This is a genomic window from Cryobacterium sp. TMT1-2-1 (assembly GCF_004403955.1).
GTDB classification, from domain to species: domain Bacteria; phylum Actinomycetota; class Actinomycetes; order Actinomycetales; family Microbacteriaceae; genus Cryobacterium; species Cryobacterium psychrotolerans.
The window spans coordinates 1-26829 of the sequence record NZ_SOHC01000022.1; the positions used below are offsets into that span (position 1 = coordinate 1).

Annotated in this window: 25 protein-coding genes, 3 tRNA genes and 1 pseudogene; 18 read left to right on the forward strand and 11 right to left on the reverse strand. The window is 69.4% G+C overall.

The features are described from left to right. Together E3T33_RS15135 and E3T33_RS03275 are read left to right on the forward strand one after the other, a co-directional pair. Positions 1-1049: pseudogene (locus E3T33_RS15135) on the forward strand (2-succinyl-5-enolpyruvyl-6-hydroxy-3-cyclohexene-1-carboxylate synthase); the annotation flags it as partial. A gap of 74 nt (positions 1050-1123) precedes the next feature. After that, positions 1124-1990: a PPK2 family polyphosphate kinase gene (locus E3T33_RS03275; protein ID WP_134574757.1), complete on the forward strand. Its 867-nt coding sequence runs from the start codon at positions 1124-1126 to the stop codon at positions 1988-1990. A 9-nt stretch (positions 1991-1999) separates the two neighbouring features. Here the strand turns inward: E3T33_RS03275 and E3T33_RS03280 are convergent, their stop codons facing one another. Beyond that, complete coding sequence (locus tag E3T33_RS03280; protein WP_241977239.1) at positions 2000-3232, reverse strand: isochorismate synthase; 1233 nt, start codon at positions 3230-3232, stop codon at positions 2000-2002. Positions 3233-3286: 54 nt separating this feature from the next. Here E3T33_RS03280 and ubiE point away from each other — a divergent pair, with 54 nt between their 5' ends. From ubiE to E3T33_RS03295, 3 genes are read left to right on the forward strand one after another with little or no spacing between them, the layout of a single operon-like run. Continuing rightward, the gene (gene ubiE, locus E3T33_RS03285) at positions 3287-4012 is read left to right on the forward strand and encodes a bifunctional demethylmenaquinone methyltransferase/2-methoxy-6-polyprenyl-1,4-benzoquinol methylase UbiE (protein ID WP_092323356.1); all 726 of its coding nucleotides are present in this window, start codon (positions 3287-3289) and stop codon (positions 4010-4012) included. A 34-nt stretch (positions 4013-4046) separates the two neighbouring features. After that, positions 4047-5117: a polyprenyl synthetase family protein gene (locus E3T33_RS03290; protein ID WP_134574737.1), complete on the forward strand. Its 1071-nt coding sequence runs from the start codon at positions 4047-4049 to the stop codon at positions 5115-5117. Between the two features lie 10 nt (positions 5118-5127). Then, a complete protein-coding gene (locus tag E3T33_RS03295; protein WP_134574738.1) occupies positions 5128-6510 on the forward strand; it encodes an FAD-dependent oxidoreductase in 1383 nt (460 codons plus the stop codon). A gap of 114 nt (positions 6511-6624) precedes the next feature. On the opposite strand, the gene E3T33_RS03300 is transcribed toward E3T33_RS03295, so the two are convergent. From E3T33_RS03300 to E3T33_RS03310, 3 genes are all read right to left on the reverse strand, one after another. Continuing rightward, entirely contained in the window at positions 6625-7983 is a 1359-nt protein-coding gene (locus E3T33_RS03300; RefSeq protein ID WP_198417236.1) for a transaminase, read from the reverse strand. 113 nt (positions 7984-8096) lie between these two features. Further along, positions 8097-8585, reverse strand: a complete 489-nt coding sequence (locus tag E3T33_RS03305) for a YajQ family cyclic di-GMP-binding protein (RefSeq protein WP_134476245.1) — start codon at positions 8583-8585, stop codon at positions 8097-8099. A 10-nt stretch (positions 8586-8595) separates the two neighbouring features. Further along, positions 8596-9420 carry an MBL fold metallo-hydrolase gene (locus E3T33_RS03310; RefSeq protein WP_134574739.1) on the reverse strand — a complete coding sequence of 275 codons (825 nt, stop codon included), beginning with the start codon at positions 9418-9420 and terminating at the stop codon, positions 8596-8598. Between the two features lie 27 nt (positions 9421-9447). Here E3T33_RS03310 and E3T33_RS03315 point away from each other — a divergent pair, with 27 nt between their 5' ends. Then, positions 9448-10140 (forward strand): NUDIX domain-containing protein, encoded by a 693-nt coding sequence (locus E3T33_RS03315; RefSeq protein WP_134574740.1) that lies wholly within the window; start codon positions 9448-9450, stop codon positions 10138-10140. Between the two features lie 16 nt (positions 10141-10156). Here the strand turns inward: E3T33_RS03315 and E3T33_RS03320 are convergent, their stop codons facing one another. Next, positions 10157-11170 (reverse strand): LacI family DNA-binding transcriptional regulator, encoded by a 1014-nt coding sequence (locus E3T33_RS03320; protein ID WP_092323373.1) that lies wholly within the window; start codon positions 11168-11170, stop codon positions 10157-10159. 156 nt (positions 11171-11326) lie between these two features. Between E3T33_RS03320 and E3T33_RS03325 the strand changes: the two genes are divergently transcribed. From E3T33_RS03325 to E3T33_RS15645, 3 genes are all read left to right on the forward strand, one after another. Next, a tRNA-Tyr gene (locus tag E3T33_RS03325) sits at positions 11327-11408 on the forward strand. Positions 11409-11529: 121 nt separating this feature from the next. Next, positions 11530-12363: an inositol monophosphatase family protein gene (locus E3T33_RS03330; RefSeq protein ID WP_134476249.1), complete on the forward strand. Its 834-nt coding sequence runs from the start codon at positions 11530-11532 to the stop codon at positions 12361-12363. A gap of 299 nt (positions 12364-12662) precedes the next feature. Beyond that, on the forward strand, positions 12663-13928 hold the full coding sequence (locus E3T33_RS15645; protein WP_134574741.1) for a M23 family metallopeptidase: 1266 nt from the start codon (positions 12663-12665) through the stop codon (positions 13926-13928). A gap of 152 nt (positions 13929-14080) precedes the next feature. On the opposite strand, the gene E3T33_RS03340 is transcribed toward E3T33_RS15645, so the two are convergent. Then, positions 14081-15748 carry an alpha-amylase family glycosyl hydrolase gene (locus E3T33_RS03340; RefSeq protein WP_134574742.1) on the reverse strand — a complete coding sequence of 556 codons (1668 nt, stop codon included), beginning with the start codon at positions 15746-15748 and terminating at the stop codon, positions 14081-14083. Between the two features lie 174 nt (positions 15749-15922). On the opposite strand from E3T33_RS03340, the gene E3T33_RS03345 reads away from it, so the two are divergent. From E3T33_RS03345 to E3T33_RS03370, 6 genes are all read left to right on the forward strand, one after another. Further along, positions 15923-17152: a maltose ABC transporter substrate-binding protein gene (locus tag E3T33_RS03345; protein WP_134476252.1), complete on the forward strand. Its 1230-nt coding sequence runs from the start codon at positions 15923-15925 to the stop codon at positions 17150-17152. An 89-nt stretch (positions 17153-17241) separates the two neighbouring features. Next, a complete protein-coding gene (locus tag E3T33_RS03350) occupies positions 17242-18858 on the forward strand; it encodes an ABC transporter permease subunit (protein WP_134476253.1) in 1617 nt (538 codons plus the stop codon). Beyond that, complete coding sequence (locus E3T33_RS03355) at positions 18858-19772, forward strand: sugar ABC transporter permease (protein WP_092323384.1); 915 nt, start codon at positions 18858-18860, stop codon at positions 19770-19772. The genes E3T33_RS03350 and E3T33_RS03355 overlap by 1 nt, the downstream gene beginning before the upstream one ends. A gap of 121 nt (positions 19773-19893) precedes the next feature. Then, a tRNA-Thr gene (locus E3T33_RS03360) sits at positions 19894-19965 on the forward strand. Positions 19966-19999: 34 nt separating this feature from the next. Then, a tRNA-Met gene (locus E3T33_RS03365) sits at positions 20000-20076 on the forward strand. Between the two features lie 430 nt (positions 20077-20506). Next, entirely contained in the window at positions 20507-20938 is a 432-nt protein-coding gene (locus E3T33_RS03370; RefSeq protein WP_134476254.1) for an SRPBCC family protein, read from the forward strand. 15 nt (positions 20939-20953) lie between these two features. On the opposite strand, the gene E3T33_RS03375 is transcribed toward E3T33_RS03370, so the two are convergent. From E3T33_RS03375 to E3T33_RS03385, 3 genes are all read right to left on the reverse strand, one after another. Further along, positions 20954-21724: an SGNH/GDSL hydrolase family protein gene (locus E3T33_RS03375; protein ID WP_092323387.1), complete on the reverse strand. Its 771-nt coding sequence runs from the start codon at positions 21722-21724 to the stop codon at positions 20954-20956. Beyond that, entirely contained in the window at positions 21717-22289 is a 573-nt protein-coding gene (locus tag E3T33_RS03380; protein ID WP_092323388.1) for a HEAT repeat domain-containing protein, read from the reverse strand. The genes E3T33_RS03375 and E3T33_RS03380 overlap by 8 nt, the downstream gene beginning before the upstream one ends. Before the next feature lie 64 nt (positions 22290-22353). After that, on the reverse strand, positions 22354-22812 hold the full coding sequence (locus E3T33_RS03385) for a GNAT family N-acetyltransferase (protein ID WP_166784373.1): 459 nt from the start codon (positions 22810-22812) through the stop codon (positions 22354-22356). Positions 22813-22879: 67 nt separating this feature from the next. Between E3T33_RS03385 and E3T33_RS03390 the strand changes: the two genes are divergently transcribed. Genes E3T33_RS03390 through E3T33_RS03400 form a run of 3 tightly spaced genes read left to right on the forward strand, consistent with a single transcriptional unit; the run spans position 22880 to position 24911 of the window. Further along, complete coding sequence (locus tag E3T33_RS03390) at positions 22880-23326, forward strand: MaoC family dehydratase N-terminal domain-containing protein (protein ID WP_092323392.1); 447 nt, start codon at positions 22880-22882, stop codon at positions 23324-23326. Continuing rightward, positions 23323-23751: a MaoC family dehydratase gene (locus E3T33_RS03395; protein ID WP_134574744.1), complete on the forward strand. Its 429-nt coding sequence runs from the start codon at positions 23323-23325 to the stop codon at positions 23749-23751. The genes E3T33_RS03390 and E3T33_RS03395 overlap by 4 nt, the downstream gene beginning before the upstream one ends. A gap of 11 nt (positions 23752-23762) precedes the next feature. After that, positions 23763-24911, forward strand: a complete 1149-nt coding sequence (locus E3T33_RS03400) for a UDP-N-acetylmuramate dehydrogenase (protein WP_092323432.1) — start codon at positions 23763-23765, stop codon at positions 24909-24911. A gap of 41 nt (positions 24912-24952) precedes the next feature. Here E3T33_RS03400 and E3T33_RS03405 read toward each other — a convergent pair whose 3' ends face one another. Further along, positions 24953-25810 (reverse strand): ABC transporter permease, encoded by an 858-nt coding sequence (locus E3T33_RS03405; protein ID WP_092323395.1) that lies wholly within the window; start codon positions 25808-25810, stop codon positions 24953-24955. Then, entirely contained in the window at positions 25807-26700 is an 894-nt protein-coding gene (locus tag E3T33_RS03410; RefSeq protein WP_134574745.1) for an ABC transporter ATP-binding protein, read from the reverse strand. The genes E3T33_RS03405 and E3T33_RS03410 overlap by 4 nt, the downstream gene beginning before the upstream one ends. Between the last annotated feature and the right edge of the window lie 129 nt (positions 26701-26829).

Below are 26829 nucleotides of genomic sequence, written 5' to 3' on the forward strand. Positions count from 1 at the left end.
CGGGTCCGCGCACGGTCGTCATCGCCGGCCACGCGGCCGGCCCGGCGGCCGAGGAGTTCGCCCGCGCCGGCGGCTGGCCGCTGCTCGCCGAGGTGTCCAGCGGTGCCCGCTTCGGGCCCACCCTGGTGGCGGCCTACCGGGAACTGCTGCGCGACCCCGACTTCGGCGGACGGATCGAGCGCGCGATCGTGTTCGGTCACCCGACGCTCAGCCGGGAGATCCCCGCCCTGCTCCAGCGGGGCGACGTTGAGACCATCGTCGTGGCCTCGCCGGGCGCCGAGAGGTACAACCCCGGTCACCGGGTGGCGCACTTCGCTGCCGCGGCCCGGCCGGACGAGGAGGCCGCCGCAGCAGCGGCGACCCCGGAGGCACGGGAGTGGCTCGGCCGATGGGTGATGACCAGCCGGCAGATCCTCGCGGCCGACCCGGCACTGGCCGCCGCGCCGATCGATGAGCGGGGCATCGGCCGCGCCGAACTCGCCTTCATGCGCGCCCCGGTCACCCGCCCCATGCTCGTGGATGCCCTCTGGCGCGCGTCGTGGCCGCACGACCGGCTGGTCCTCGGTGCGTCCCGCCTGATCCGGGAGGCCGACAGCCGCGTGCCCGGCAAGAAGATCAGCGTGCACGCCAACCGCGGCCTGGCCGGGATCGATGGCACCGTCGCCACGGCCATCGGAATCGCGCTGGCCGGCCAGGCGGGGCCGGATCCCCGCTCGACCGGGACCACCCGGCTGCTGCTGGGCGACCTGGCCCTCCTGCACGACGCCGGATCGTTGCTCCTGGCGCCGGGGGAGCCGCTGCCCCGCCTGCAGGTCATCGTGGGCAATGACGGGGGAGGCAGTATCTTCGACGGCCTCGAGGTGGCCGCATCGGCTCCGGCCGCGGCCCTCGACCGCGTGCTGTTCACGCCGCAGCGGGTCGACCTGTCCGCGCTGGCTTCGGCCTACGGCTGGGAGTACAGCCGCGCGGCGACCCGGAGCGAGCTCGAACGGGCGCTGACCGGTCCCCCTCGCGGCCCGAGCATCCTCGAAGTTCCGCTCGCCCGGTAGCCGCCTGCACCGGTGCCCGCTGTAGTGTTGGCGGATTGACCACGGACGGAATGACCTGGACGAAGGGGCTCGGCATGGGCGCGAAGGCGAAAATCGAAAAGTTCTGGACGGGCGACCCGATCGACTCGCTCCGCGTGAATCCGGGATTCAGCCTCGCCGACGTCGACACGACGTCGACCCCCGGCTTCGACGGCAAGAAGAAGCACTCGGTCGAGGCGCTGCGGAAGGGCGCCAGCATCTTCCGTCACCAGCAGGAGATGTTCTTCGCCGGCAGCCAGGACGGGGACGAGCGCAAGGTGCTCCTCGTGCTCCAGGCCATGGACACCTCCGGCAAGGGCGGAATCGTTCGCCACGTCGTCGGCGCGGCCGACCCGCAGGGCATCGACCACTTCGCCTTCAAGGCGCCCACGAAGGCCGAACTCTCCCACGACTTCCTCTGGCGCATCCGCAAGCAGCTTCCCGGCGCCGGCCGGTTCGGTGTCTTCGACCGCTCCCACTACGAGGATGTGCTGATCACCCGGGTGCGGGAGCTGTTCCCGCTGGAGACGATCGACGAGCGCTATGACGAGATCAACGCGTTCGAGCAGGAGCTCACCGACGACGGCACGACGGTCATCAAGGTGATGCTGCACATCAGCTCCGACGAGCAGAAATCGCGCCTCGCCGAGCGGCTCGACCGGCCGGACAAATACTGGAAGTACAACCCGGGAGACGTCGACGAGCGGCTGCACTGGCCCGCCTACCAGGAGGCCTACCAGGTCGCCCTTGAGCGCACCTCGACGACGGCGGCCCCGTGGTTCGTCATCCCGGCCGACCACAAATGGTACGCCCGCCTCGCGGTGCAGCACCTGCTGATCGACGCGCTCACCCGAATGGAGCTCAGCTGGCCGGAAGCGGACTACGACATCAAGACGGAAAAGGCCCGCCTCCGCGCGTCCTGAGCGGCGGGGTCAGTCGAAGGCCTCGACGACCGGTCGGAACTTCATCCGGGTTTCGGCGAGTTCCTTCTCGGGGTCAGAGTCCAGCACGATGCCGCAGCCAGCGTACGCGGTAACGTCACCGTCCGGACCGACCTGGGCGCAGCGCAGGGCGATGGCCCACTCACCGTCGCCATCGGCGCCGACCCAGCCCACCGGCCCCGCGTACCGACCGCGGTCGAACGGTTCCAGTTCGCGGATGAGCGCGAGGGCGCTCGCCGTGGGGGTGCCGGCCACCGCGGCGGTCGGGTGCAGGGCGGCGATCAGGTCCAGCGAGGTGGAGCCGTCACTCAGCGTGCCCTCGAGGTCGGTCGCGAGGTGCCACAGGTTCGGCAGTTTCACCGTGAACGGGATCTCGCTCGTGGTGATGTGCGAGGTGTGCGGGCGGAGCGACTGGAGCACGCTCTGCACGGCGAACTCGTGCTCGTCGCCGTCCTTGGTCGAGGTCGCCAGGGCCAGGGCGGCCTCGGTGTCGGCGACGGGATCCGCCCCCCGCGAGATCGTCCCGGCGAGCACCCGGGCGTTCACCTCGCCGTGGTCGGCCCGGATCAGGGTCTCCGGGCTCGAGCCGAACAGGCCGTCGACGGCGTAGGTCCAGCAGTCCGGGTAGCCGAGCGCGAGCTCGGTGATCGGCCGGCGCAGGTCGGCCGCGGCGGGGAGCCGTCCGGCCAGGTCGCGTGCGAGCACGACCTTGCTCAGGTCCTGGGCGGCAATCCGCCCGACCGCCTCGGCGACCGCGGCCCGGTAGCCGGCTGCCGACAGGGACCCGGGGCCCAGGGCGACCCGGTATTCGTCGCCGAGGGGGTGCAGCTCGAGCGGGATGTCCGGCGCGTCGGAGCCGGTGGGCCAGATCCTGGTCACCCAGCACTGTCCGTCCTCCCGGCCGACGATGACCTGCGGCACGATCAGCACGCTGGCCTCGGCGGAGGACTCGTCGAAGGCGAAGGCGCCGAACGCGAGCAGTCCGGTGCCGGTGCGGGCGAGCGGGTCGGTCACCGCGGCCGCTTCCACGACGCGGCGCCAGGCGAGTGCGGCATCCGTCATGCGGCCCGGCCCGGAGAACTCGAGCCGAAGCGCGGTGCCGATGCCGGCCAGGCCCTGGCCGCGGCGCATCCAGAGCAGCGGGTCGCGCCGGTCGAGCAGCGGAATGAGTTGACGGATGTCGGGAATCGGGGTGGTTTCGACCGTCAGGGCCTGCACATTCACGGGTCCAGACTACGCCCGAGTCCGGCGCGGCCCGGCCCGACCTAGACTGGATGGATGACTAGGGCAGACCTCAACAAGCAGCCGAAGCAGGTTGCCGCCATGTTCGACCAGGTCTCCACGCACTACGACCGCACCAACGCCGTGCTCTCGGTCGGCAACGCCGCGCTCTGGCGCCTGGCGACGACGAAGGCGGTCAACCCGCAACGGGGCGAGCGCATCCTCGACATCGCCGCCGGCACCGGAACCTCGAGCGTCGCCCTGACCCGAACCGGCGCGCACGTCGTCGCCGCCGACTTCTCCGGCGGGATGATCGAGGTCGGCCGCACCCGCCACGCCGACAACCCGAACCTCGAGTTCGTGCAGGCGGATGCGACGGCGCTTCCCTTCGCCGACAACGAGTTCGACGCCGTTACCATCTCCTTCGGACTCCGCAACGTGTCCCCGCCGAAGAAGGCGCTCGACGAGTTCTACCGGGTCGTCAAGCCGGGCGGGCGCGTCGTCATCTGCGAGTTCTCGACGCCGCCCTTCGGGCCGATCCGCGCCGGCTACTTCGCCTACCTCAATCACGTGATGCCCCGGATCGTCACGCTCGTCTCGTCGAACGCCGAGGCCTACGACTACCTCGGCGAATCGATCGCGGCCTGGCCGGACCAGGCCACGCTCGCCGGTTGGCTGCGGGACGCCGGTTTCGTCTCGGTCGCGCACCGCAACCTCACCCTCGGCATCGTCGCTCTGCACCGCGGGATCAAGCCGGCGGATACGCCCGTGGCGGACTCCTGATTTCTTCCCGGTTCCAATCGTTTAGGCTGACAGAGTGAAACCGAGCGCTCCCGTGATCCGCCGCAGTCCGTCGGTGACGTCGCAACTCGGCCTCCGTGACCGCATCTTCTCGACGGCCGCCGACCGTGGACTGGCCGCCGGCATCGACGCCGGCCTCGTGCAGGTGGAGTCCGGGTTGCTCGCCGAGGTCACGTTCGCCGACGACATCGCCAATGTGACCAGCCGTTACCTGCTGAATGCCGGCGGCAAGCGCGTGCGCCCGATGCTCGCCCTCCTCACCGCCCACCTCGGCGGCGGTTCGGTGCCCGACGTGGTGACCGCGGCGACCGCGATCGAGATCACGCACCTGGCCTCGCTGTACCACGACGACGTGATGGACGACGCCGACAAGCGGCGCGGCATCCCGAGCGCGCAGACCGTGTGGGGCAACTCCGTCGCCATCCTCACCGGGGACCTGCTGTTTGCCCGGGCCAGCCAGCTCATGGCCCGGCTGGGGGAGCGCGCGATCCGCCTTCAGGCGGACACCTTCGAACGCCTCGTCCTCGGCCAGCTGCACGAGACCGTCGGCGCGCAGGGCGGCGCGGACCCGGTGCAGCATTACATCCAGGTGCTCGCCGACAAGACCGGATCGCTCATTGCGGCCGCCGCGCAGGCTGGCATCGTGTTCTCCGGCGCCCCGGGCGAGCTCGAGCGTCCCGTCGTGATGTTCGGCGAAAGGATCGGCGTCGCCTTCCAGCTGATCGACGACGTCATCGACCTGTCCCCCCAGCCGGAGTCGACCGGCAAGGTGCCCGGCACCGACCTGCGCGCCGGGGTGGCGACGCTGCCGCTCCTGCGGCTGCGGGAGCGAGCGCAAACGGATGCGGGCGCGGCCTCCCTCGTGAACCGGCTCGAGGAAGACGTGATGTCCAGCGGCGGCGCTCCCTCCGCCGCGGCCGACGCGGCCATCGCGGCGCTGCGGGAACACGAGGTCACCGCGGAGACGCTGGCCGAGGCACACGGCTGGGCCCGCGACGCGGTGGAGGCGCTGAGCCCCCTGCCGGCCGGATCCGTCAAGAAGGCGCTGACCCGCTTTGCCGAAACAATCGTCGAGCGATCCAGCTAGAAGGGCTCCCATGACCAAGTTGCGATTGGCCATAGTCGGCGCGGGGCCCGCGGGCATCTACGCCGCCGACATCCTGCTCAAGGCGGAGCGGAACTTCGACGTGTCGATCGACCTGTTCGACCACCTCCCGGCGCCCTATGGCCTGGTCCGGTACGGGGTCGCGCCCGACCACCCGCGGATCAAGGGCATCATCTCCGCGCTGCGGAATGTGCTCGATCGCGGGGACATCCGCCTGTTCGGCAACGTGCGCTACGGCACGGACATCACCCTCGAAGACCTGAAGAAGCACTACAACGCCGTGATCTTCGCCACCGGCGCCGTGCACGACGCCGACCTCAAGATCCCCGGCATCGACCTCGAGGGCTCCTACGGAGCGGCCGGATTCGTGAGCTGGTTCGACGGGCATCCCGACGTGCCGCGCACCTGGCCCCTGGACGCCACGGACGTGGCCGTCATCGGCAACGGCAATGTGGCGCTGGATGTCGCGCGCATCCTGGCCAAGCACGCCGACGACCTGCTCTCCACCGAGATCCCGGCCAACGTCTACGAGGGGCTCAAGGCCTCGCCGGTCACCGACGTGCACGTGTTCGGGCGCCGCGGGCCGACATCCGTGAAGTTCACCCCGCTCGAACTGCGGGAGCTGGGCGAGCTGCGCGACGTGGACATCGTGCTCTACGACGAGGACTTCGACTACGACGACGCGGCCAGGGACGCGGTCGCGAGCAACAAGCAGGTCTTCGTCATCGACAAGGTGCTGAACCAGTGGCGCCAGCGCGAAACCGGGACGGCGAGCCGCAGGCTGCACCTGCACTTCTTCGCGAAGCCGGTCGAGGTCGTCGACGACGGCACGGGCCGGGTCGGCGCGTTCCGGTACGAGCGCACCCGGCCGGATGGCGCCGGCGGGGTCGTCGGGACCGGCGAGATCCGCGAGCTGCCGATCCAGGCCCTCTACCGGGCGGTCGGCTACTTCGGCACGCCGCTGCCCGGCATCCCGTTCGACAAGAAGCGCGGCGTCATTCCCAACCGCGAGGGGCAGGTGCTCTGGAAGGGCGCCCCGTCGTCCGGTTCGGCCAGCGCCAACCAGCAGATGTACGGCGTCTACGTGACCGGGTGGATCAAGCGCGGTCCGGTCGGGCTGATCGGCCACACCAAGTCGGACGCGATGGAAACCATCAGGCACCTCATCAACGACCTCGGCAACTGGTGGCGGCCCGAGTCTCCGTCCGAGCAGAGCATCCTCGACCTGCTGCACGAACGCGGAATCCGGTACACGAACCTCGCCGGGTGGCACAACCTCGACCTGCACGAGCTCGCCCTGGGCGCCGAGGAAGGACGCACCCGCGTCAAGGTCGTCCCGCGCCCCGACATGGTCAACATCTCCCGCGCCGAATAGCCTCCCCGCTCATCCGCCGAACTGTGAGTTTGGCACCTTCCCGGGGTCCGGGAAGGTGCCAAACTCACAGTTCGGCGAAGGGGGATGGGGGGATTGGCGAGGGGGATCGGGGGGTTAGCGGTTCAGGAGCTCGCGGACGGCGGACTCGAAGACGGCGAGGTGCGCCTCGACGTCCGCGGCGCTCGTATCGGGGGACATCAGGGCCATGTTGTGGAACGGCGTGAGCAGGATGCCCCGGTTCGCCAGGTAGAGGTGCAGGAAGTCCTCGATCCCCTCGTCCGCGGCCTCGTGCGCCTCGGTTCCGGTGCGCGGGTAGGGCTTCACGAACCGGTACTCGGCGCGGGCGCCGAGCTGGTTGATCGCCCAGGGCAGCTCCAGCTCGTCCAGGATGCGCTGCATGCCCTCCGTGAACAGGGTGGCGGTGGCGATCATGCCGTCGAAGGCGTCATCCGTGAGCACGTGCTCGAGGGTGGCGCGCATCGCGGCGACCGACAGCGGGCTGCCGGCCAGCGTGCCGCCGACCCCGCCCATGTCGACGAGGTCGAGGTCGGTGCGGCCGAGCACCCGGTCGGCGATCTCCGCGGACAGGCCGTACGCGCCGCTCGGGATGCCGCCGCCGATCGCCTTGCCGATCACGACGATGTCCGGATCCAGGCCCCAGGCCTTCGTGGCGCCGCCCGGGCCGGCCGAGAACGTGTGCGTCTCGTCGATGATCAGGAGCGTCCCGTACTTGCGGGTGAGCTCGCGCACGGCCTCGTGGTAGCCCGGGTCGGGCAGCACGATGCCGATGTTCGTCAGTGCCGGCTCGATCAGCACGGCGGCGACATCCTCGTGCGCCAGCTGGCGCTCCAGGCCCTCGAGGTCGTTGAACTCCGCCACCCGGCTGGTCTGGGTGACATCGACCGGCGCTCCGACGTTGCCGGGGCGGCTCATGCCTTCCCCGTCCGGGCCGACGACGATCAGCGACTCGTCGACGCTGCCGTGGTAGCAGTAGCTGTGGAAGAGGATCTTCGGGCGATCGGTGAGCGCGCGCACCAGGCGGATCGCCCAGCGGTTCGCGTCGGTAGCGGTGAGCGAGAAGCTCCACCGGTCGACCCCGAACCGGCGGGTGAGCTCGGCGCCGACCCATTCGGCGTCCTCGGTCGGCAGCATCGTGGTCAGGCCGCCCTGCTCGTAGATGCGACGGCCGATGGCGTCGACCACGGCCTGCGGTGAATGCCCGGCCATGGCGCCGGTGTCGCCGAGTGCGAAGTCGATGTACTCGTGCCCGTCGATGTCGGTGACCCGGTTGCCCCGTGCCCCCGCGAGATAGAGCGGGAACCCGCCGGCCTTCTTGTTCATCCAGGTCATCGGCACCTTGCCGAAGAGATGCGTGGCGGCGGCGTACGCGGCGGCGGATTTGGGGTTTCGCAGGGCGAAACTCTCCAGCTCACGGGCGTGCAGGGTGGCCAGTCTGTCGCGGTCGATCATCATGCTCCCTCGGGTTGACTCACGGATCTGCTGTGAGCCTACCGGGCCGCGGCCGGCGGCCGGCGGTGCGGTACCGCCACGCCCGGGAGTTCGACCGGCCCCGGCTTTCGGCGTGGCTAGCGGAAGTTCACGAACTGCAGGGCGACGTCGAGGTCCTTGCCCTTGAGCAGCGCCATGGTCGCCTGCAGGTCGTCGCGGCTCTTCGAGCTCACGCGCAACTCGTCGCCCTGGATCTGGCTCTTGACGGTCTTGGGCGCCTCGTCGCGGATGATCTTGTTGATCTTCTTCGCGTTCTCCTGGTCGATGCCCGCCTTCAGGGAGGCCTCGATCCGGTATTCCTTGCCCGACGCATACGGCTCGCCGGCGTCGAGGCTGCGCAGCGAGATGCCGCGTTTGATCAGCTTGGCCTCGTACACCTCGAGGATCGCCTTGACGCGCTCCTCGCTGGTGGCCTTCATGAGCACCTTGTCGCCGCTCTGCTCGATCGACGCCCCCACGTTCTTGAAGTCGTAGCGCTGCACGACCTCCTTCTGGGCCTGGTGGAGGGCGTTGTCGGCCTCCATCTGGTCGACCTTGCTGACGATGTCGAACGTTGAGTCTGCCATGCCTGCAATGCTACCGAGTTCCGCCCGGGCCGGGCGGGTGGCCCGATTCCTGCAGGTAGGCCAGTTGCGCGCGAACGGATGCCTCTGCGGCGGATCGCACCGCGGCATCCGCCTCGGCGTACACGCGATCGGTGACCTGCTCGACCGTCGCGTCCGGCCCGAGGTCGACCAGCGATCGGCGCACCTGGTCGAGGCGTTCGCGCCGGTGGGCGAGGTAGGCCTCGCAGATCGCCGCGAGGTCGGGCAGCGACGGGCCGTGGGCGGGCAGCACGGTGGCCGGTCCGAGCGCCCGCAGCGTGGACAGGGAGCGCAAGTACGGGCCGAGGGCGCCGTCGGGGTGAACGATCACGCTCGTTCCGCGCCCGAGGATGGTGTCGCCGGTGATCACGGAGCCGTTCGGCCCGTCGTCGGGCAGGTGGAAACAGACGGAATCCGCCGTGTGGCCGGGCGTCGCGATGACGCGGATGCGAGTTCCCGCCGCGCGAATCTCCTCCCCGCCCTGCAGCGGTTCACCGTTGACACAGAACGCGGGGTCGACTGCCCGCACCCGGGCGCCGGTCAGCCGCGCGAACCGCTCGCTCGCGGCGGTGTGATCGGGGTGGTGGTGAGTGATGAGCACGAGCTCGACCGGGCCCGCCCCGGCCAGCGCGGCCAGGTGGCCGTCATCGACCGGGCCGGGGTCGACCACCACGATCGACGCGGCGCCCGGCGCGCCGATGAGGTAGGAGTTGGTGCCGTCGAGCGTCATCGGACCGGGGTTGGGAGCGAGCCGCCTCCGTGTCAGGAGGCTGCTCCGGGCGATGCCGTGCCTGCCCGATGTCCCGTCGTTGCCCATGATCGGCAGCCTACTATCGTGGCTTACATGCACCCCAGTGAAGCTCCCCGGCCGGCGAACGACGCGGAGCCGGCAGCGACCGTCATCCTCCTGCGGGACTCCGCCCGGGGCATCGAAGTGCTCCTGCTCGAACGGCCGCATCATCGCGGGTCGTTTGCCGGTGCCTGGGTCTTCCCCGGCGGGCGCGTCGACCCGGAGGACGCCGCGGCGGTGGCGGCCGGCGACGAGCAGGCCGCGGCCCGGCAGGCCGCGGCGCGGGAGACGCTCGAGGAGACCGGCCTCACGGTGACGGTCGAGTCCCTGGTGACGGTCGCGCGGTGGACCCCGTCGGAGACCCAGGCGAGGCGCTTCCAAACCTGGTTCTACTACGCGAAGGCGCCCGGCGACCCGGTTGTGCTGAACCCCGACGAGAGCGTCGACCACATCTGGATTTCCCCCGCGGACGCCCTGGAGCGCCACGCCTCGGGACTGTTCCGGCTGGCGCCGCCGACCTGGGTGAGCCTTAGCGCGCTCGTGGGCGCCGACAGCGCCGATCACGCCCTCGCGCGGGCGCGCGCGGCCGCTCCCGACTACTTCGAGTCGCGGTTCCACGCCGACCCGCGCGTGGTCCTCTGGGAGGGCGACGTCTCCTTCGGCGCGCCGGAGCTCGTCGACGCGGAAGGCCCGAGGCATCGCCTGGACATGACCGTTCTGCCATGGAGGTACGAGCGCACCTCCTGAGCCGCGACCGGACCGGCTACTGGGGCCGGGCCGTGCTCGAGCGCACGATGAGTTCGAACGGCATCGGGGTGTTGAGGCCGGCCTGGTCATGCTTGCCCGGATGCAGCTGGTCCAGGAGGATCCCCACCGCTGCCTCCCCCTGCCCCTTGGGGAACTGCGCGATCGTGCTCAGCCCGAAGAACTCCGCCAGCTCGTGGTCGTCGATGCCGATCACCGAGACGTCCCGCGGCACGACCATTCCGAGGTCCCGAGCGGCCAGGATGCAGCCGATCGCCATCTCGTCGGACGCCGCGAAGATGGCGGTGGGCCGGTTGTGCGCCCGGCCGAGGAGCTGCTTGGCGGCCTGGTAGCCGCCGGGCATGGTGAAGTCCGCCGGTTGGAACAGCTCCGGCGACGGGTCGATCCCGGCCTCGGTGAGGGCGTACTCGTACCCGATGCGGCGGTTCGTCGGAAGGTGGAAGTCGAGGTCGAGTGCCTTGTTCCCGCCGATGTGCGCGATGCGAGTGTGGCCGAGGGCGAGGAGGTGCTCGGTCGCCAGCCGCGCGACGGCGACATCGTCGATGGTGAGCGTGCGCACGCCGGGAATCGGGCCGCCCACGCCCACGAGGGGCTTGCCGAGCGCGTGCAGGCGGGCCACCTCGTTCTCGGTGAGTTCGAGCGAGATCGCGATCACGGCATCCACCCGCTGGCGCAGCAGGAAATGCTCGAAGACGCTGCGTCGCTCTTCCCCGCCGCCGGTCAGGTTGTAGAGGGTGAGGTCGTAGCCGTTGCGCAGGAGGGTCTGTTGCGCGCCCTCGACGACGCTGGAGAAGAACCACCGGTTGAGAAAGGGCACCACGACGCCGATGTTCTTCATCCGGCCCGACGCGAGGCTGGATGCGGTGGAGGACACGACGTAGCCGAGTTCCCCGGCCGCGGCTTCGACCTTGACCCGGGTCGCCGGTGACACGTGGGCGCTGCCGCTGAGCGCGCGGGAAACGGTGGCGGTGGAGACGCCCGCAAGGCGGGCTACCTCGTCGATGCCGACCATGGGGTTTCCTAACCGGACTGAAGACGGGGGTCAGGAGGAATCATATCGACGCCGGGAGCGCGCCGATCGCACCGCTGATTTCTCACTGGGGCCCTGAGCCTAGTATTCTGATTCAGCGCCTCCGGTCACGTGTTCTCATATGGTCGGGTGCGTACTGGCGAGTTACCCAAGTGGCCAAAGGGATCTGACTGTAAATCAGACGGCGTAGCCTTCGTGAGTTCGAATCTCGCACTCGCCACAGCCCCGGTAGTGACCGGGATGACAGCCCCGCCCGACCTCCACGGAGGCCCGGGCGGGGCTTCTGCCTTTCTCCCGGGCGGGGCTTCTGTGCTTCTCCCGGGCCGGGCTAGTTTGGTGCCATGACCGCGACCGTGCCAGCCGGACTGCTCACCCTCGCCCGCGAGACCGCGCTCGCCGCAGCGGGCCTGGCCCGCCGCCGACGGGACGAGGGTGTCTCCGTTGCCGCCACGAAGTCGTCGGCCGAGGACATCGTCACCCCCGCCGACCGGGAAACCGAGGCGCTCATCCGAGGGCTCCTCGCGGAGGCCCGGCCGAACGACGGATTCTACGGCGAGGAGTCCGAGGCCACCGCCGGCAGCTCCGGACTCACCTGGGTCGTCGACCCGATCGACGGCACCGTCAACTACCTCTACGGCATCCCCGCCTACGCCGTCAGCATCGCCGTCGTCGAGGGCGACCCTGACCCCGCCACCTGGACCGCCCTCGCCGGCGCGGTCGTCAACCCGGCCACCGGCGAGGCGTTCACGGCACTGGCCGGCGCGGGCGCCTACCTGGCGGACCGAAGGCTGCAGGCCAACACCGGAGTGCCGCTCGCGCTGGCCCTGCTGGGCACGGGCTTCTCCTACAGTGCCTCTCGGCGGGTGGACGAGGCGACCATCGTTCGCGCGCTCATCGGCCGGGTTCGGGACATCCGTCGCATGGGGTCTGCCGCGCTCGACCTGTGCGGGGTGGCGGCGGGTCGACTCGATCTCTATTACGAGCGCGGACTCAACCCCTGGGACCACGCGGCGGGCGCGCTGATCGCCCGGGAGGCCGGCGCCAGGGTCGGCGGGCTCGGGGGCGATCCCGAGGGCCGCGGGCTCCTCATCGCCGGTGCGCCCGACGTCTACGACGCCTTCGAGCCGCTTCTCGCCGAGATCTTTGCGGGCCGCCCGGCCGAGGCGGACGACTGAACCGGATCCCGCGTTCGGCGGGGTCTCAGACCGCGGAATGACGCGGATCCCGAGGGGCTTGCGGGTGTCCGGAAGGTGAACGGACGGGGGCGTCGCCACCCCCGTTTTCGGGTGCCATCCGGGCGGGTCGACTGGAATTGCGGGCCCTCGAGGACTAGCCTTGACCCAATTGTTATTTTGGCGCTGGCCAAGATGAGCTCCACGCCACCTGACCGCCGCTCCGAAAGTCCTGCCCTTTGTCACGTCACTCTTCAGCCCCGGACGCCTGTGTGCCCGGTGCGGGTGACCCCGCTGGGACTGTGCAGCCGCTCACTCGCCGCGAGCTTCGCGAACAGCGCGAACGCGATCTCCTCGCCAGTGCACCCCTCGCCCCCGCCGCGCCCGTAGCGGCAGCTCTCGAGCCCGCACCGATGCCGGCGCCCGCTCCGCTCGCCTTGGCCGATGCGCACGATGACGCGCCGCCCGCGCCGCCCGCTCCGCTCACTGCGGTCGCCGATTTCCTGATCAGCGCCGAGCTCAGCGAACCCGACCTCGTCCCGGCCGTCCTGACCGAATCCGACCGTGCCGTCGCGGCACCGCCGGTGGGCGACCTGGTCTCGGCGTTCGAACTGCTGGTGGCGGAGGTCCCCACCACCACGTCTACGGCGATTCCGCTGCCCAGCCGCGCCCAGCTGCGCGCGCAGGAGCAGGAGGCCCGTTCGGCCAGGTCCCGCCGCAAGGAATTCTCCGGACGTCGGGCTGCCGCGCCCGCTGTTCTCCTTGCGCCGCCCGCCGAGCCGGCCCCGGCCCCCGCGTCCTTTTCGCCGACGGTCCGCGCCGCGACCCCGCCCGTCCGGCCCGCCGGCGACCGGGCACGCACGATGGCCGCGAAGAGCCTCACCGTGGCCGCGATGGCCTTCGTTGCCCTGATGGCGGTCTCCACCTCCCTGCCGGCCGAAGCGCTGCTGTCCTCGGCCGACGTGCAGGCCGCCGCCTTCGACGCGCAGCGATCGACGAACGGCGAACCGGCCCAGATGCTGGCTCGCGCCAGCGGGACGGACACCATCACGGTCAACCGCGACGGCTACAAGGCGCAGACCATCGCCGAGGTTGCTGCGGCCAGCGGCATCCGGATGGAAGCGACCTTCACCAACAACCCGAACGGCACCATCCAGTGGCCCTTCGCCGTTGGCGTGCACATCGGCTCAAAGTTCGGCTTCCGCGACTGCGCCGGCTGCTCGAGCAACCACCGCGGCCAGGACTTCAACCCCGGTATCGGCGCGCCCATCCAGTCGATCGCCGACGGCGTCGTGAGCCAGGCCATCGACGGCGAGGGAAGCCTCGGCGTGCACATGGTCATCGACCACATGATCGACGGCGAACTGGTCTCCAGCGTCTACGCGCACATGATCCACGGCTCGATGCTCTTCAAGGTCGGTGACGTGGTCAAGGTCGGCCAGGTGGTCGGCAAGACCGGCGACACGGGCATGTCGACCGGCCCGCACCTGCACTTCGAGATTCGACGCGGCGGCCTGAACGGCACCCACGTCGACCCGCTCGAGTGGCTCTACGCCAACACGAACTAGGTTCGCGCGCCAGCGCGTCCAGCGCCCTGCGCCCAGCGCGCACCCTCACTCCACCACGGACTTCTCCGACTGAGTCGCGGAGAAAGTACCTTCGTTGGCGAAGTGAAGGTACTTTGTCCGCAACTCAACGTGGACGGGCGCCCGGGGGCGACCTACGCGCGGAGCCAGGCGGTGGTGTCGCCGGGAAGGGTGCGCCCGGTCAGGGTGTCGCTGGAGAGCAGGACCTCACCGCCGGGGAGTACCACGGGAGACGCCCCGGTGTTCGCGAGGACCAGCACGTCGCCGTTCCGGAACGCGACGACCGCGTCCCCGAAGCCGTCCAGCCACTCCACCCCGCCCAGGGCAAGCGACTGCTCCCGGCGCAACCGCAGGGCGAGCTTGTAGAGCTCGAGCGTCGAACCGGGCACGCCCTCCTGCTGGTCGCGCGCGAGGTGCGCCCACTCGGCCGGCTGGGGCAGCCAGCTGGCCTCCGACGGGCCGAACCCGTAGGACGGCGCCTCCGCCTGCCAGGGGATGGGCACGCGGCAGCCGTCGCGGCCGTAGCGCTCCCCGCCGGTGCGGAACCAGGTCGGATCTTCGCGGGCGTGGTCGGGCAGGTCGACCACCTCGGGCAGGCCCAGCTCCTCGCCCTGGTAGAGGTAGCTTGAGCCGGGGAGGGCCAGCATGAGCGCGGTGGCGGCGCGGGCGCGGCGCAGGCCGACGGCCGGGTCGGGCAGTCCGACCGTGTTCGGACCGATGCCATGGCCCTGCAGGTTGTCTCCGGACAGCGCCAGCCGGGTCGCGTGGCGCACAACGTCGTGGTTGGACAGGACCCAGGTGCTCGGCGCCCCGACCGCCCCGAAGGCAGCGAGGGACTCGTCGATGACCCGGCGGAGCGCCGGTGCCTGCCACGGCGTCTCGAGGTAGGCGAAGTTGAAGGCCTGGTGCATCTCATCCGGGCGCACCCACTCGGCGACCCGGGCGAGCGGGTCGACCCAGGCCTCGGCCGCGAGGATCCGCTCGCCGGGGTACTCGTCGAGGATGATGCGCCAGTCCCGGTAGATGTCGTGCACGCCGTCCTGGGCCCAGTACGGCGGCGAGTCCGCAGGCTCCGAGCTGATGCCGGGCTCGAGGCCGCCGCCGCCGCCCATGCTTCCGCCGACGGCCGGCTTGGTGTAGTCCGGGAGGCCGGCGGCCTTGATCATGCCGTGCGCGACGTCGACGCGGAATCCGTCGACTCCGCGATCAAGCCAGAAGCGCAGGACGTCGCGGAACTGCTCGCGCACCCAGGGATTGTCCCAGTCGAAGTCGGGCTGGGTGCTGTCGAAGAGATGCAGGTACCATTGGCCGGGCGTGCCGTCGGGGTCGGTGACGCGTGTCCAGGCGTTGCCGCCGAAGACGGACTCCCAGTTATTCGGCGGAAGCTCACCGGCCGCGCCCTGGCCGTTGCGGAAGATGTAGTGCGCGCGCTCCTCGCTGCCGGCCCCGGCGGCGAGGGCCGCCTGGAACCATGGGTGATCGCTCGAGGAATGGTTGGGCACGAGGTCGACGATGACCCGGATGCCGAGCGAGTGGGCGGTGCGCTGCAGGATGTCGAAGTCCCCGAGGGTGCCGAAGAGCGGGTCGACGTCGCAGTAGTCGGCGACGTCGTAGCCGGCATCGCGTTGCGGGGAGGTGTACATCGGCGACAGCCAGATGGCGTCGATCCCGAGTTCCTGCAAATCGGGGAGGCGGCCGGTGATGCCGGCGAGGTCTCCCATGCCGTCGCCGTTCGCGTCAGCGAACGAGCGCGGATAGATCTGGTAAATAACGGCGGTTCTCCACCACTCTGAGCCTGTCATGAGGAAGACTTTACGGCATCCGGACCATCATGGAAGCGTTTGCATAGAGGTGAATTCCGGTCAAAATAACGAACTGGTACCGATTGTATTTTGTTGAGTTGTCAATCCCTCAATGACGGGCTATACATGTAATCGCTTGCATTTTTGTCAGCGTTCCTCTAGAAAGGCACACCAATGATGGTGAACAAGAACGGCCTGCTCGCTGCCGGTGCAGTAGCAATCGTCGCAACACTGGCTTTGGCCGGATGCTCCGCGGGCACCGAGAAGGCGGACCCCGCCAAGAACTCCGGCTCCCTGACCGTCTGGGTCGACGCCGAGCGCATCGACGCACTGAAGGATGCCGCTGCGTCGTACACCGACGAGACCGGCGTCAAGGTCAAGCTCGTCTCCAAGGACAACGCAAAGCTGAAGGATGACTTCATCCAGCAGGTTCCGTCCGGCAAGGGGCCCGACGTCACCATGGGCGCCCACGACTGGCTCGGTGAGCTCGTGACCAACGGCGTCGTCGCCCCGATCGAACTCGGCGACAAGGCAGACGGCTTCCTCGACGTCGCGGTGAACGCCTCCACGTACGAGGGCAAGACCTACATGCTCCCCTACGCCATCGAGAACCTGGCGCTGCTGCGTAACGCCGACCTCGTCAAGACCGCACCCACCTCGTACGACGACATGATCGCCAAGGGCACGGCTTCCGGCGTCAAGTACCCGTTCGTCGTGGAGCAGGGTGCCGACGGCAACCCGTACCACCTGTACCCGTTCCAGACCTCGTTCGGCGCACCGGTGTTCGGCACCGACGCCGACGGTGGCTACGACTCGACCAAGCTGGAGCTCGGCAACGCGGGCGGCGTGGAATTCGCGACCTGGCTCGGCAGCCAGGGCAAGAAGGGCACCGGCGTCTTCAACACCGAGATCACCGGTGACATCGCCAAGGATGCCTTCACCACCGGAAAGGCAGCTTTCTGGCTGACCGGACCGTGGAACGTCGGAGCAGCGAAGGAGGCGGGCATCAACCTCGCCGTCGACACCATCGCGCCGCCGTCCAAGGACGCGGCCCAGCCGTTTGCCGGCGTCAAGGGCTTCTTCGTCAGCGAGCAGAGCAAGAACAAGGTTGCCGCGAACGACTTCCTGGTCAACTACCTCGGCACCGAGGCAGTCCAGACCGAGCTCTTCAAGTCCGGCAACATCCTCCCCGCGCTCTCGGCTTCGGCCGAGGCCGCATCGGCCGACCCGATCATCGCCGGCTTCGCGGCCGTCGGTGCCGAGGCCGTCCCGATGCCGGCCATCCCGGCAATGGGCCAGGTCTGGCAGTTCTGGGGAATCGCGCAGGCGGCCGTCATCAACGGCGCCGACCCCGCGGCCACCTGGACGAAGCTGTCGGCTGACGTCACGAAGGCGATCGGCTAACACCCCCCCCTCATTCCCCGGGCGGATGCGTACGCGCATCCGCCCGGGGATTCGTTATTGGCAGGTTGAAGGCTAGGGATACCAGGCACATGAGCATCATCACCGACGAAGACGTCGCCAACGAAGAGAAGCCGACCAGGCGCCAGCGACAGGCCGCACGGATAGCCGAGGCGGCCTCGGCCGGCCTCAAGGCCATCCTGGTCAAGATCATCCTGCTCGGCCTCGTCGATGCCATCGCCCTGTATGCGCTCTTCGTGCTCTTCGCCAAGGGCCAGTGGATCGTGTTCGGCCTCGTGCTCGCCGTCACCCTCATCGTCAACTGGATCTACTTCTCGCCGGGCAAACTGCCCGCCAAATACCTCACCCCCGGTGTCATCTTCCTGGTGATCTTCCAGATCTTCGCCGTCGGCTACACCGCCTACATCGGCTTCACGAACTACAGCACCGGTCACAACAGCGACAAGGACCAGGCCGTCTCGGCGCTGATGAGCTCCGCGCTGGAGCGAGTGCCGGACTCGCCCACCTACGCGGTGACCGTGGTCGACCGGGTCGGCACGCTCAGCCTGCTCGTCACCGACCCCGACGGCGACGTGAGCATCGGCAGCAACGACGAGCCGCTGCAGCGGGTCAGTGACGCGACCGTCGAAGGCGGCAAGGCCGTCGCCGCCGCCGGATACACATCCCTGAGCTTCCAGGACGTCGTCGCGCGCACCGATGAGATCACGAAGATGGCGGTCCCGTACTCCGAGGACCCCAACGACGGAAGCCTGCGCACGCCCGACGGCCGCAACGCCTACCTGTACCTGTCGACCCTCGTCTACGACGAGCAGGCCGGAACGATGACGAACACCGGGACGGGCGTGGTCTACTCCGACACGGGCGAGGGCGCCTTCACCTCACCCGACGGTGAGGAGATGCTCCCGGGCTGGCGGATCAATGTCGGCTTCGACAACTTCGTGCGCGCCTTCACCGACGAGGGAATCCGTGGCCCGCTGGTCTCGGTGACCATCTGGACGTTCTTCTTCGCCGGCATCTCCGTGGCGTCCACGTTCCTGCTCGGGCTCTTCCTCGCGATCGTCTTCAACGACCTCCGGATGAAGGGGCGCAAGTTCTACCGCGTCGCGATGATCCTGCCGTACGCGTTCCCCGCGTTCCTCTCCGCGCTCGTCTGGGCCGGAATGCTGAGCGAGAGCTTCGGATTCATCAACCAGGTGCTGCTCGGCGGCGCGCAGATACCCTGGCTCACCAACGAGTGGCTGGCCAAGTTCAGCATCCTCCTGGTCAACCTGTGGCTCGGCTTCCCGTACATGTTCCTCGTCTGTACCGGTGCCCTGCAGTCGATCCCGGAGGAGTTGCAGGAGGCAGCGACAGTCGACGGGGCCAGCCCGTGGGCCGTCTTCCGCCTGATCAAGCTGCCGCTGCTGCTCGTCTCGGTGGCACCGCTGCTGATCGCGTCCTTTGCGTTCAACTTCAACAACTTCAACCTGATCTACATGCTCACCGGGGGCGGGCCGCGCGATGCGGAAGCCAGCGTGAACGTGGGTGCCACGGACATCCTGATTTCGATGGTCTACAAGGTGGCGTTCACCGGGCAAACCCGGGATTACGGCCTGGCGAGTGCGTTCTCGATCATCATCTTCATCCTCGTTGCTGTCATCTCGATCATCAGCTTCAGGAAGACAAAGGCGCTGGAGGATCTCAACTAATGAAAACGACAACCCGCACGACCGCGGAGGCCACCGGCTTCGTCCCGGTCAAGCGCCCGTTCACCCTCAAGCGCTGGTTCGCGTCGACCGGCTGGCGGCATGTGGTCGGCCTGGTCATGGTCGTGTTCTCGACGTTCCCGCTGCTCTACGTGTTGTCGGCGTCCCTGAACCCGCACGGCACGCTCACCGGCTCCAACGCGCTCTTCTCGAAAATCGGCTTCGACGCCTACGTGCGCATCCTGAACACGCCGGAGGCTCCGTACGCAGCCTGGTTCGGGAACACCCTGATGATCGCGGGAATCACGGCGCTCGGCAGCGTCTTTCTCGGCGCTCTCGCCGCCTACTCCTTTTCGCGGATGCGCTTCACCGGGCGCCGGACCGGCCTGCTGACCATCGTGCTCGTGCAGATGTTCCCGCAACTGCTCGGGGTTGTGGCGATCTTCCTGCTGATGAGCACGATCGGGGACATCTTCCCGGCGATCGGGCTGAACTCCCAGATCGGCCTGATCATGGTGTACCTGGGTGGCGCGCTGGGCGTGAACACCTTCCTGATGTACGGATTCTTCAACACGATTCCGGCATCCATCGACGAGGCCGCCAAGATCGACGGCGCGAGCCACGCGCGCATCTTCTTCACGATCATCCTGCGCCTGGTCGCCCCGATCCTGGCCGTCGTCTCCCTGCTGTCGTTCATCAGCACCACGAACGACTTCGTGCTCGCCAGCGTGCTGCTCGTCGACCCGGAGAAGCAGACCCTCGCCGTGGGGCTCTACCGCCTCGTCTCCAACCCGAACTACGCCGACTGGAGTGCCTTCTCGGCCGGCGCGGTGCTCGCGGCGCTGCCCGTCATGGCGCTGTTCCTGTACCTCCAGAAGTACATCGTCGGGGGGTTGACGGCCGGTTCGGTGAAGTAGGCCGGCGCCGGAGTTTTCTCCGTCCGCCCGGAAACGGCCGAGCGGTCACAGGGCGGCCGGATGGGTGATAATCTTTTACGGTTGCCAAAAACGCGGCAGGCTTCCGAACGTGGGAAGCTGTGCCCCCTTAGCTCATTGGTAGAGCACTTCCTTGGTAAGGAAGAGGTAGTGGGTCCGATTCCCACAGGGGGCTCAGGCTTGAAGGCTGGAAGCAGCCGACAGGTCGTGGCGGGGTAGCTCAGTTGGTTAGAGCACACGGCTCATAATCGTGGTGTCGCGGGTTCAATTCCCGCTCCCGCTACCACAGTCCCGAGGTTCGAACATCTCGGGACTTTTTCCTTGCTGTCGCCGGTCGCGCGAGGCGCGCGGCACGAGGCGCGCGGCTGAACCCGGAACTCGCCTGGCTCGGGCCGGGATAAGGGGGCAGGTCACCCCGACGATGTCCTACCCCCGAGAGGTGTGCTTCTCTTCCGGCCGCATTGGGAACCCTCTCATTAGGGTCTAAGGGCCGGAATTCGGGGAGCACCCCTATCTGCAGGAACACTACCAAGGCCCGGGAATCCGGTCCAGGGGGTGGACTTTTGCGCCTGCGTGGCGCATAGTCGCTGCGTCGGGCGTACGGTCGCGCGCCGGTGCCGTGGTTGCTCCCATCGGGCGCCGGGTCGCCGGCGGATCCGGATCCCCGGTGCGGCCAGGCCGCGAGGGCCGGCGCGAAGACAATTCTGGAGGATGAAATGGCGCGAGTTACCGAAAAAATCGACCTTGACGTTCCCGTTGAGCGGGCCTACGCGCGGTGGACCCGTCTCGAGTCGCTTCCCGAGTTCCTCGATTTCGTCGACTCGGTCACGAAGATCGACGACACCCGCTCGCACTGGAAGGTGAGCATCCGCGGGGTGGAGCGCGAATTCGACGCCGTCATGGAACAACGGCCCAATGAGAGCATCGCCTGGACCAGTGTCGGCGGGGATGAGACGCACGCCGGGATGGTGTCCTTCGATGCGTTGTCCGACGCGTCGTGCCGGGTCACGGTGAGGCTCGACTGGGTGGCCGAGGGGCTGCTCGAGAAGACCGGCGCGATCTTCGGCGTCGACGACCACGTCGTCAAGAAGGACCTGCGCAAGTTCAAGGAAATGATGGAGGGGCGCGCCGGCGGCGCGACCGACTAGCGCTCGCGCCGCCGGTCAGCCGAGATCGACCGGTTCCAGGACCGGCCGCTTCGGCGGACGCCCGTCGCCGGACGAGCGTCCGGTGAGCCGGCGTCCGATCCACGGCAACACGAACTCACGGTAGTAGGCGGCGGTGCCCTGCACCCGCTCGTCCGCCGGGGCCTCTGCGGAGGCATCCGTGCCCCAGCCCCCCGGGACCGCCAGGTCGAGCGCCTCGAGCACGCGAGAGGCGATTCGGGTGTGTCCGCGCGAATTCAGGTGCAGCTTGTCGGCCGACCAGAAGCGGCGTTCCTCGAGTTCCGGGTCGGCCCAGTTGTCGACGAGTGTGACGCCGGGCCGGGTGAACGCCACCCTGCAGGCATCCGCGAGCAGGTCGCCGCGGCGCTGGATAAGCGCGCCCATCGGCAGGTGCCGGGACGGGTTCGCCCCGCTGAGCATCACCACGTGCGCGCCCTGGGCGATCGCGCGGTCGACCACGACGGCGAGCAGGTCGACGATGTAGGGGATCTCGACCCGCGGACGCATCAGGTCGTTGCCCCCGCCGCAGATGCTCACCAGGTCGGGGGCCTGGGCCAGGGCCGGCTCCAGCTGGCCCGCCACGATGGGGCCGAGCAGCTTGCCCCGGATGGCGAGGTTCGCGTAGGCGACCGGCGTGGAGGACGCCTCGGCGAGCCCGAGCGCGACAAGGTCGGCCCAGCCGCGCACCTGGCCGCCCGGCAGCTCGTCGCCGACGCCTTCGGTGAAGCTGTCGCCGATGGCGACGTAGCGCTCGAAGGGGCTACTCACCGGTGGGCGTCTGCTCCGTGGGGAGTTTCAGCCGGGACGTGAGTTCGTCGCGGGCCTGCTGCGCCGCCCGGCGGACGTCCTTGTCGGGGTCGCGGAGCCGCGCGGTGATGGCCTCGAGGTGTTCGGCCGTGCCCTGGGCTGCGAGTGTGTGGAGGGCGGCGGCGCGGACGCGCGGCACCTCGTCGGTGGTCATCCGCACGAGCTTGGGGGCGACCTGGAGGCCGCGGAGCAGGATCACCCTCGCGCACATTTCGCGCACGCGCCAGGCCTGGTTGGTGAGGCCGACGACGACATACGGGGCGGCGGCGTCGCTCCACACGTACAGGAGTGCGCGGGCTCCCCACAGCTCAGGCCAGTACAGGGCAGGGGCACCGTCGAGGATGCCGAGCGCGTGTTTCCCGCCGGCGTACAGAAGGAAATCCTTGCCGGCGTTCTTGCCGCGGAGGAGGGCGATCGAGTTGTCGATCACTGTCTGCTCACCGTAGTGAGCGACGGCGGCGTGAATGCGTTCGGCGGTGGGGAGGTCGAACGGCACGTCGGGGTGGGGGACTAGTTTGTTATGCATCGCGATGCCAACGCTACCGCCAGAGGGTGCCGCAGGCCAATGCCGGGTGCCGGCGGCCCGTGGATCAGGCTTCGTCGCCGGCGAGCGAACGCTCGAACCCGGTCGCGTTTTCGTACTGCCCGTAGTTGCCGATCTCCCGGTAGCCGAGCCGGCGGTAGAGGGCGAGCGCCTCCGGCTGGGCGTGGCCGGTCTCCAGCCGCACGGCCCGGTAGCCGAGTTCCCGGGCCACCGACTCGAGCTCGGCGAGCACGACGCTGGCGAGGCCCTGGCGGCGATGGTCGGGGCTGGTCCACATGCGTTTGACCTCGCAGGTGCCCGCGTCCAGCCGTCGGATGCCGCCGCCGGCGACCGTGCGCCCCTCATGGAGCAGCACGACGAAGCATCCCGTCGGAGCGTCGAACGCCTCGGCCGGGGCGTCGAGCACGGAGTCCCCGTCGCCGTAGCGGGCGTCGTACTCCCGGCGCAGGTCGGTCAGCAGGGGGTCGACCTTCGGGTCGGTCAGGCGAACGCGCACGAATTCCACGTTCACTACTCTGCCCGATTCCCGGCCCGCCGGGAGCCGCTTCGCCTCGCGCAACTACACTCGAGATGTGTCTGTGAACCCCGAACTGCAGGGCCGGGTCTTCCCGCCCGCGCCGCCCTACCTCGTCGGGCGTGAGAAGGTGCGCGAGTTCTCCCGCGCCGTCTTCGCGACCAACCCGATCAACCACGACCCGGAGGCCGCGCGCGCGGCCGGCTACGCCGATGTCGTCGCCCCGCCCACGTTCGCCGTGGTCGTCCAGGAGGCGACGCTGGCACAGCTGCTCTCGGAGCCCGGGGCGGGAATCGACTTCAGCCGGGTCGTGCACGGCGACCAGCGCTTCAGCTTCAGCCGCCCGATCGTCGCCGGCGACGAGCTCACCGCGACCCTGACCGTCGCGAGCGTGAAGAGCCTCGGCGGTCATTCGATGGTCACAGCGGAGTCCAACGTTCTGGACGCCACCGGCGCCCACGTCGTCACGGCGACATCCACCCTCGTTGTCAGGGGAGACGAATGAGCACCACACCCGCCCTCGAGTCCCTGAGCGTCGGCGACGTCGTCGCCGGCGGCAGCTTTGCGCTGACCCGCGATTCCCTCGTGCGCTACGCCGGGGCATCCGGCGACTTCAACCCCATCCACTACCGGGATGACGTCGCCGTCTCCGTCGGCCTGCCCGGCGTACTCGCGCACGGCATGCTGACCATGGGATTAGCCGTGCAGCCGGTCGTCGACTGGGTCGGCGACCCCGCGCGCATCGTGGACTACCAGGTGCGTTTCACCCGCCCGGTGCTGGTGGACCCGGTTGACGGCGCGGTCGTCACCGTCGTCGCCAGGGTCGGCGTCATCGACGCGGAAGCCCGGGTCGCCCGCATCGACCTGACCGTCACGTTCAACGACCAGACCGTCCTCGGCAAGGCGCAGGCGCGCGTCAGCCTCGCCTGAGCCCCATGCCGATGACCGATCCCGTTCCCCTGTCCCAGCTGACCACCATGCGCGTCGGCGGTGTTCCAGCCCGCATGGTCGCGCCGGCCACGGAGCAGGAGCTCGTCGATGCGGCCCTGGCGGCCTGGTCCTCCGACGACGACTGGATGCTCCTGGGCGGCGGCTCGAACACCGTCGCCGGCGATGAGGGCTTCGGCGGGACCGTGATCCGCGTGATCACCCGGGGCATCGAGGTCAGCTCGTCCGCGCCGGACCGGGACCGGGTGCGCCTGCGTGTGCAGGCCGGCGAACCGTGGGACAGCGTCGTCGCGCAGGCCGTGGCGCGCGGGTGGGCGGGCATCGAGGCGCTCTCCGGGATTCCCGGTTCCTCCGGCGCGGCCCCGGTGCAGAACATCGGCGCCTACGGCCAGGAGCTCGGCTCCAGCCTGGTCGCCATCGACTTCCTCGACTACGAGACGGGCGCACGCCGCCGGATGGAGGCGGGTGAGCTCGAGTTGGGCTACCGCACGTCCGTGCTCAAGCAGGGGCTGCGGGGCGTCGTGCTCGCGATCGAACTGGACCTGCAGGACACGAGCGCCGAGGCATCCGTGCTGGGCAGCGCGCTCAGCGCCCCGGTCGCCTACGGGCAACTTGCCGGGGCGCTCGGCGTGCAGCTCGGGGACCGCGTCCCCCTGTCCACGCTGCGCGACACGGTGCTCGCCCTGCGCGCGTCGAAGGGGATGGTGCTCGACGCGAGCGACCACGACACGTGGAGCGCGGGGTCGTTCTTCACGAATCCGATCGTGACCGAGACGTTCGGGCGGACCCTGCCGGGGGATGCCCCGCGCTGGCCGATCGGGCCCCTGGACGAGATGCCCGACCGGGTCATTCCGCTCTCCGACTACGCCGGTGTCGGGCCGATCCCCGGAGCGGGGGGCACGGTGCGTCTGGTGAAGCTCAGCGCGGCCTGGCTGATCGAGCACGCGGGGATCTCCCGCGGGTTCCGGCTGCCCGGCTCGCGCGCTGCGGTGTCGAGCAAGCACACGCTCGCCCTTACGAACACCGGCGCTGCGACCGCCGACGAAATCGCACAACTCGCCCGCTACGTGCAGGGCCGCGTGCAGGCCGAGTTCGGTGTCATCCTGCAGCCGGAACCCGTGCTCGTGGGCGTGCACCTGTAACCGGTCGAATTGCCGCGTGAGGGGGCGATGAGGGCGCGCGGTCAGCTGTCGCGGCGGATCCAGCGGAAGGTGAGCCGACTGAGTACGAGCCCGACGACGAGCCAGACGGCCAGGTTGAGCGCGACCAGCGGGAGGTCGAATGAGTCGGACGGTTCGAGGGAGGCGAAGCCCTCCGGCAGGAACACGGCGCGCATGCCCTGCGCCATCCATTTCAGCGGGAACAGGCTGGCGACGTTCTGCATCCATTCGGGCAGAGCGTAGAACTGCAGGTAAACGCCCGAGATGAACTGCAGGATCAGCACGATCGGGATGACCACGGCCGTCGCGCTCTTACCGGAACGGGGCAGCGACGAGAGGGCGATCCCGAGGAAGGCGCTGGTGATGACGCCGAACAGGAACACCCACGCGAAGGTCAGCCACGTCTCCGGCTCGCTCGGCAACTCGATGTCCAGCAGGAAGCGGGCGACGAGCAGCAGCAGGCCGGCCTGGAGGATGCCGGTGACGAGGACCTGCCCGATCTTGCCCATGAAATAGCTCAGCGGGGACAGTGGGGTGCCGCCGAGGCGCTTGAGCGTGCCGTCGGATTTCTCCCCGGCAATGTCGACGGCCAGGTTCTGCACGCCGGAGAGCAGCATCCCGGCGGCGAGCATGCCGGGCAGGTAGTACGCGCCGACGCTGATGCCCCCGCTGCCGTCCGGCGCCGTTCCGATGTTGCCGGCCGCGCCGAAGGCCGCCGTGAAGATGCCGAGCATGATGAACGGGAACAGGAACGTGAAGAACACGCTGTCCGGCGAGCGGAAATAGACCCGCGTTTCGTACCCCACCCGGGAGGCGCCGAGCCGCAGGATGCGCCCCAGGCCGCCGCGAGGTGCGGAGGTGGCTGTGCTGCTCGCGCTCATGCGTGGACCTCCGTTTCGCGGTTGTTCTCGGTCTCCGGACGCGCGCCGCGGACGAGGCCGAGGTACACGTCTTCCAGGCTCGGCCGGATGACCTCCAGGTCGCCCGGTTCCCGGCCCAGCGCCGCGACGAGCTCCGCGACGACCCGGGCGGGTTCCTGGCTGCGCGCCTGGCGGAGGGCGCCGGTCTCGTCCCGCCAGCGCACGAGCGGCACGCGTGCCTCGGCGCCGCCGATCTCGTCGATGGCGCCGATGTCGATGAGCCGGCCCTCGTTGATCACCCCGGCTCGGTCGCCCAGCCGGGCGGCCTCGTCGAGGTAGTGGGTGGTGAGCAGGATGGTGGTTCCCTCGTCCTTGAGCCGGCGCACGAGGTCCCAGAACTGGTGGCGCGCCTCGGGGTCGAAACCCGTGGTCGGTTCGTCCAGGAAGAGCAGCTCCGGCCGTCCGACGATCCCGAGCGCGACATCCACCCGGCGCCGCTGCCCGCCGGAGAGCTTGCCGATGCGGGTCTTCGCCTTCGATTGGAGGCCCACGGCCTCGATGACCTCGCCGACGGGGCGTGGGTTCGGATAGAAGCCGGCGAAGTGCGTGAGCTGTTCGGTCACGGTGACGTTGCCGCTCTCCGTGGCGGATTGCAGGACGATGCCCAGGCGTGCCTTCCAGCCGAGCCCCGCGCGGCGCGGGTCGACGCCGAGCACGCTCACCTCGCCCGAGGTGCGGTCGCGATAGCCCTCGAGGATCTCGATCGTCGTGCTCTTCCCCGCGCCGTTGGGGCCGAGCAGGGCGAACGTCTCCCCGGGGTGGATGTCGAAGCTGATCCCGCTGACGGCGTCGACACTGCCGTAGGACTTGCGCAGGTCGCGAACCCGCACGACGGGGGCGGAGGATGTCATGCGCCCAGAATCCCACAGAATCCCGGTTCGCCGCCGTGAGGGGTCGCAAATCGACCTTCATCGGCCCCGGGAAGGTCGATAGGCGACCCCTCAGGGGCCTGGGAGGGGCTTGGGGGCCTGGGAGGGGCG

Coding starts and splice junctions, on each gene's coding strand:
- E3T33_RS03275 (WP_134574757.1), top strand. CDS start 1,124: ATGGGCGCGAAGGCGAAAATCGAAAAGTTCTGGACGGGCGACCCGATC.
- ubiE (WP_092323356.1), top strand. CDS start 3,287: ATGACTAGGGCAGACCTCAACAAGCAGCCGAAGCAGGTTGCCGCCATG.
- E3T33_RS03295 (WP_134574738.1), top strand. CDS start 5,128: ATGACCAAGTTGCGATTGGCCATAGTCGGCGCGGGGCCCGCGGGCATC.
- E3T33_RS03300 (WP_198417236.1), bottom strand. CDS start 7,983: ATGATGATCGACCGCGACAGACTGGCCACCCTGCACGCCCGTGAGCTG.
- E3T33_RS03305 (WP_134476245.1), bottom strand. CDS start 8,585: ATGGCAGACTCAACGTTCGACATCGTCAGCAAGGTCGACCAGATGGAG.
- E3T33_RS03310 (WP_134574739.1), bottom strand. CDS start 9,420: ATGGGCAACGACGGGACATCGGGCAGGCACGGCATCGCCCGGAGCAGC.
- E3T33_RS03315 (WP_134574740.1), top strand. CDS start 9,448: ATGCACCCCAGTGAAGCTCCCCGGCCGGCGAACGACGCGGAGCCGGCA.
- E3T33_RS03320 (WP_092323373.1), bottom strand. CDS start 11,170: ATGGTCGGCATCGACGAGGTAGCCCGCCTTGCGGGCGTCTCCACCGCC.
- E3T33_RS03330 (WP_134476249.1), top strand. CDS start 11,530: ATGACCGCGACCGTGCCAGCCGGACTGCTCACCCTCGCCCGCGAGACC.
- E3T33_RS03340 (WP_134574742.1), bottom strand. CDS start 15,748: ATGACAGGCTCAGAGTGGTGGAGAACCGCCGTTATTTACCAGATCTAT.
- E3T33_RS03345 (WP_134476252.1), top strand. CDS start 15,923: ATGATGGTGAACAAGAACGGCCTGCTCGCTGCCGGTGCAGTAGCAATC.
- E3T33_RS03350 (WP_134476253.1), top strand. CDS start 17,242: ATGAGCATCATCACCGACGAAGACGTCGCCAACGAAGAGAAGCCGACC.
- E3T33_RS03355 (WP_092323384.1), top strand. CDS start 18,858: ATGAAAACGACAACCCGCACGACCGCGGAGGCCACCGGCTTCGTCCCG.
- E3T33_RS03370 (WP_134476254.1), top strand. CDS start 20,507: ATGGCGCGAGTTACCGAAAAAATCGACCTTGACGTTCCCGTTGAGCGG.
- E3T33_RS03380 (WP_092323388.1), bottom strand. CDS start 22,289: ATGCATAACAAACTAGTCCCCCACCCCGACGTGCCGTTCGACCTCCCC.
- E3T33_RS03395 (WP_134574744.1), top strand. CDS start 23,323: ATGAGCACCACACCCGCCCTCGAGTCCCTGAGCGTCGGCGACGTCGTC.
- E3T33_RS03400 (WP_092323432.1), top strand. CDS start 23,763: ATGACCGATCCCGTTCCCCTGTCCCAGCTGACCACCATGCGCGTCGGC.
- E3T33_RS03405 (WP_092323395.1), bottom strand. CDS start 25,810: ATGAGCGCGAGCAGCACAGCCACCTCCGCACCTCGCGGCGGCCTGGGG.
- E3T33_RS03410 (WP_134574745.1), bottom strand. CDS start 26,700: ATGACATCCTCCGCCCCCGTCGTGCGGGTTCGCGACCTGCGCAAGTCC.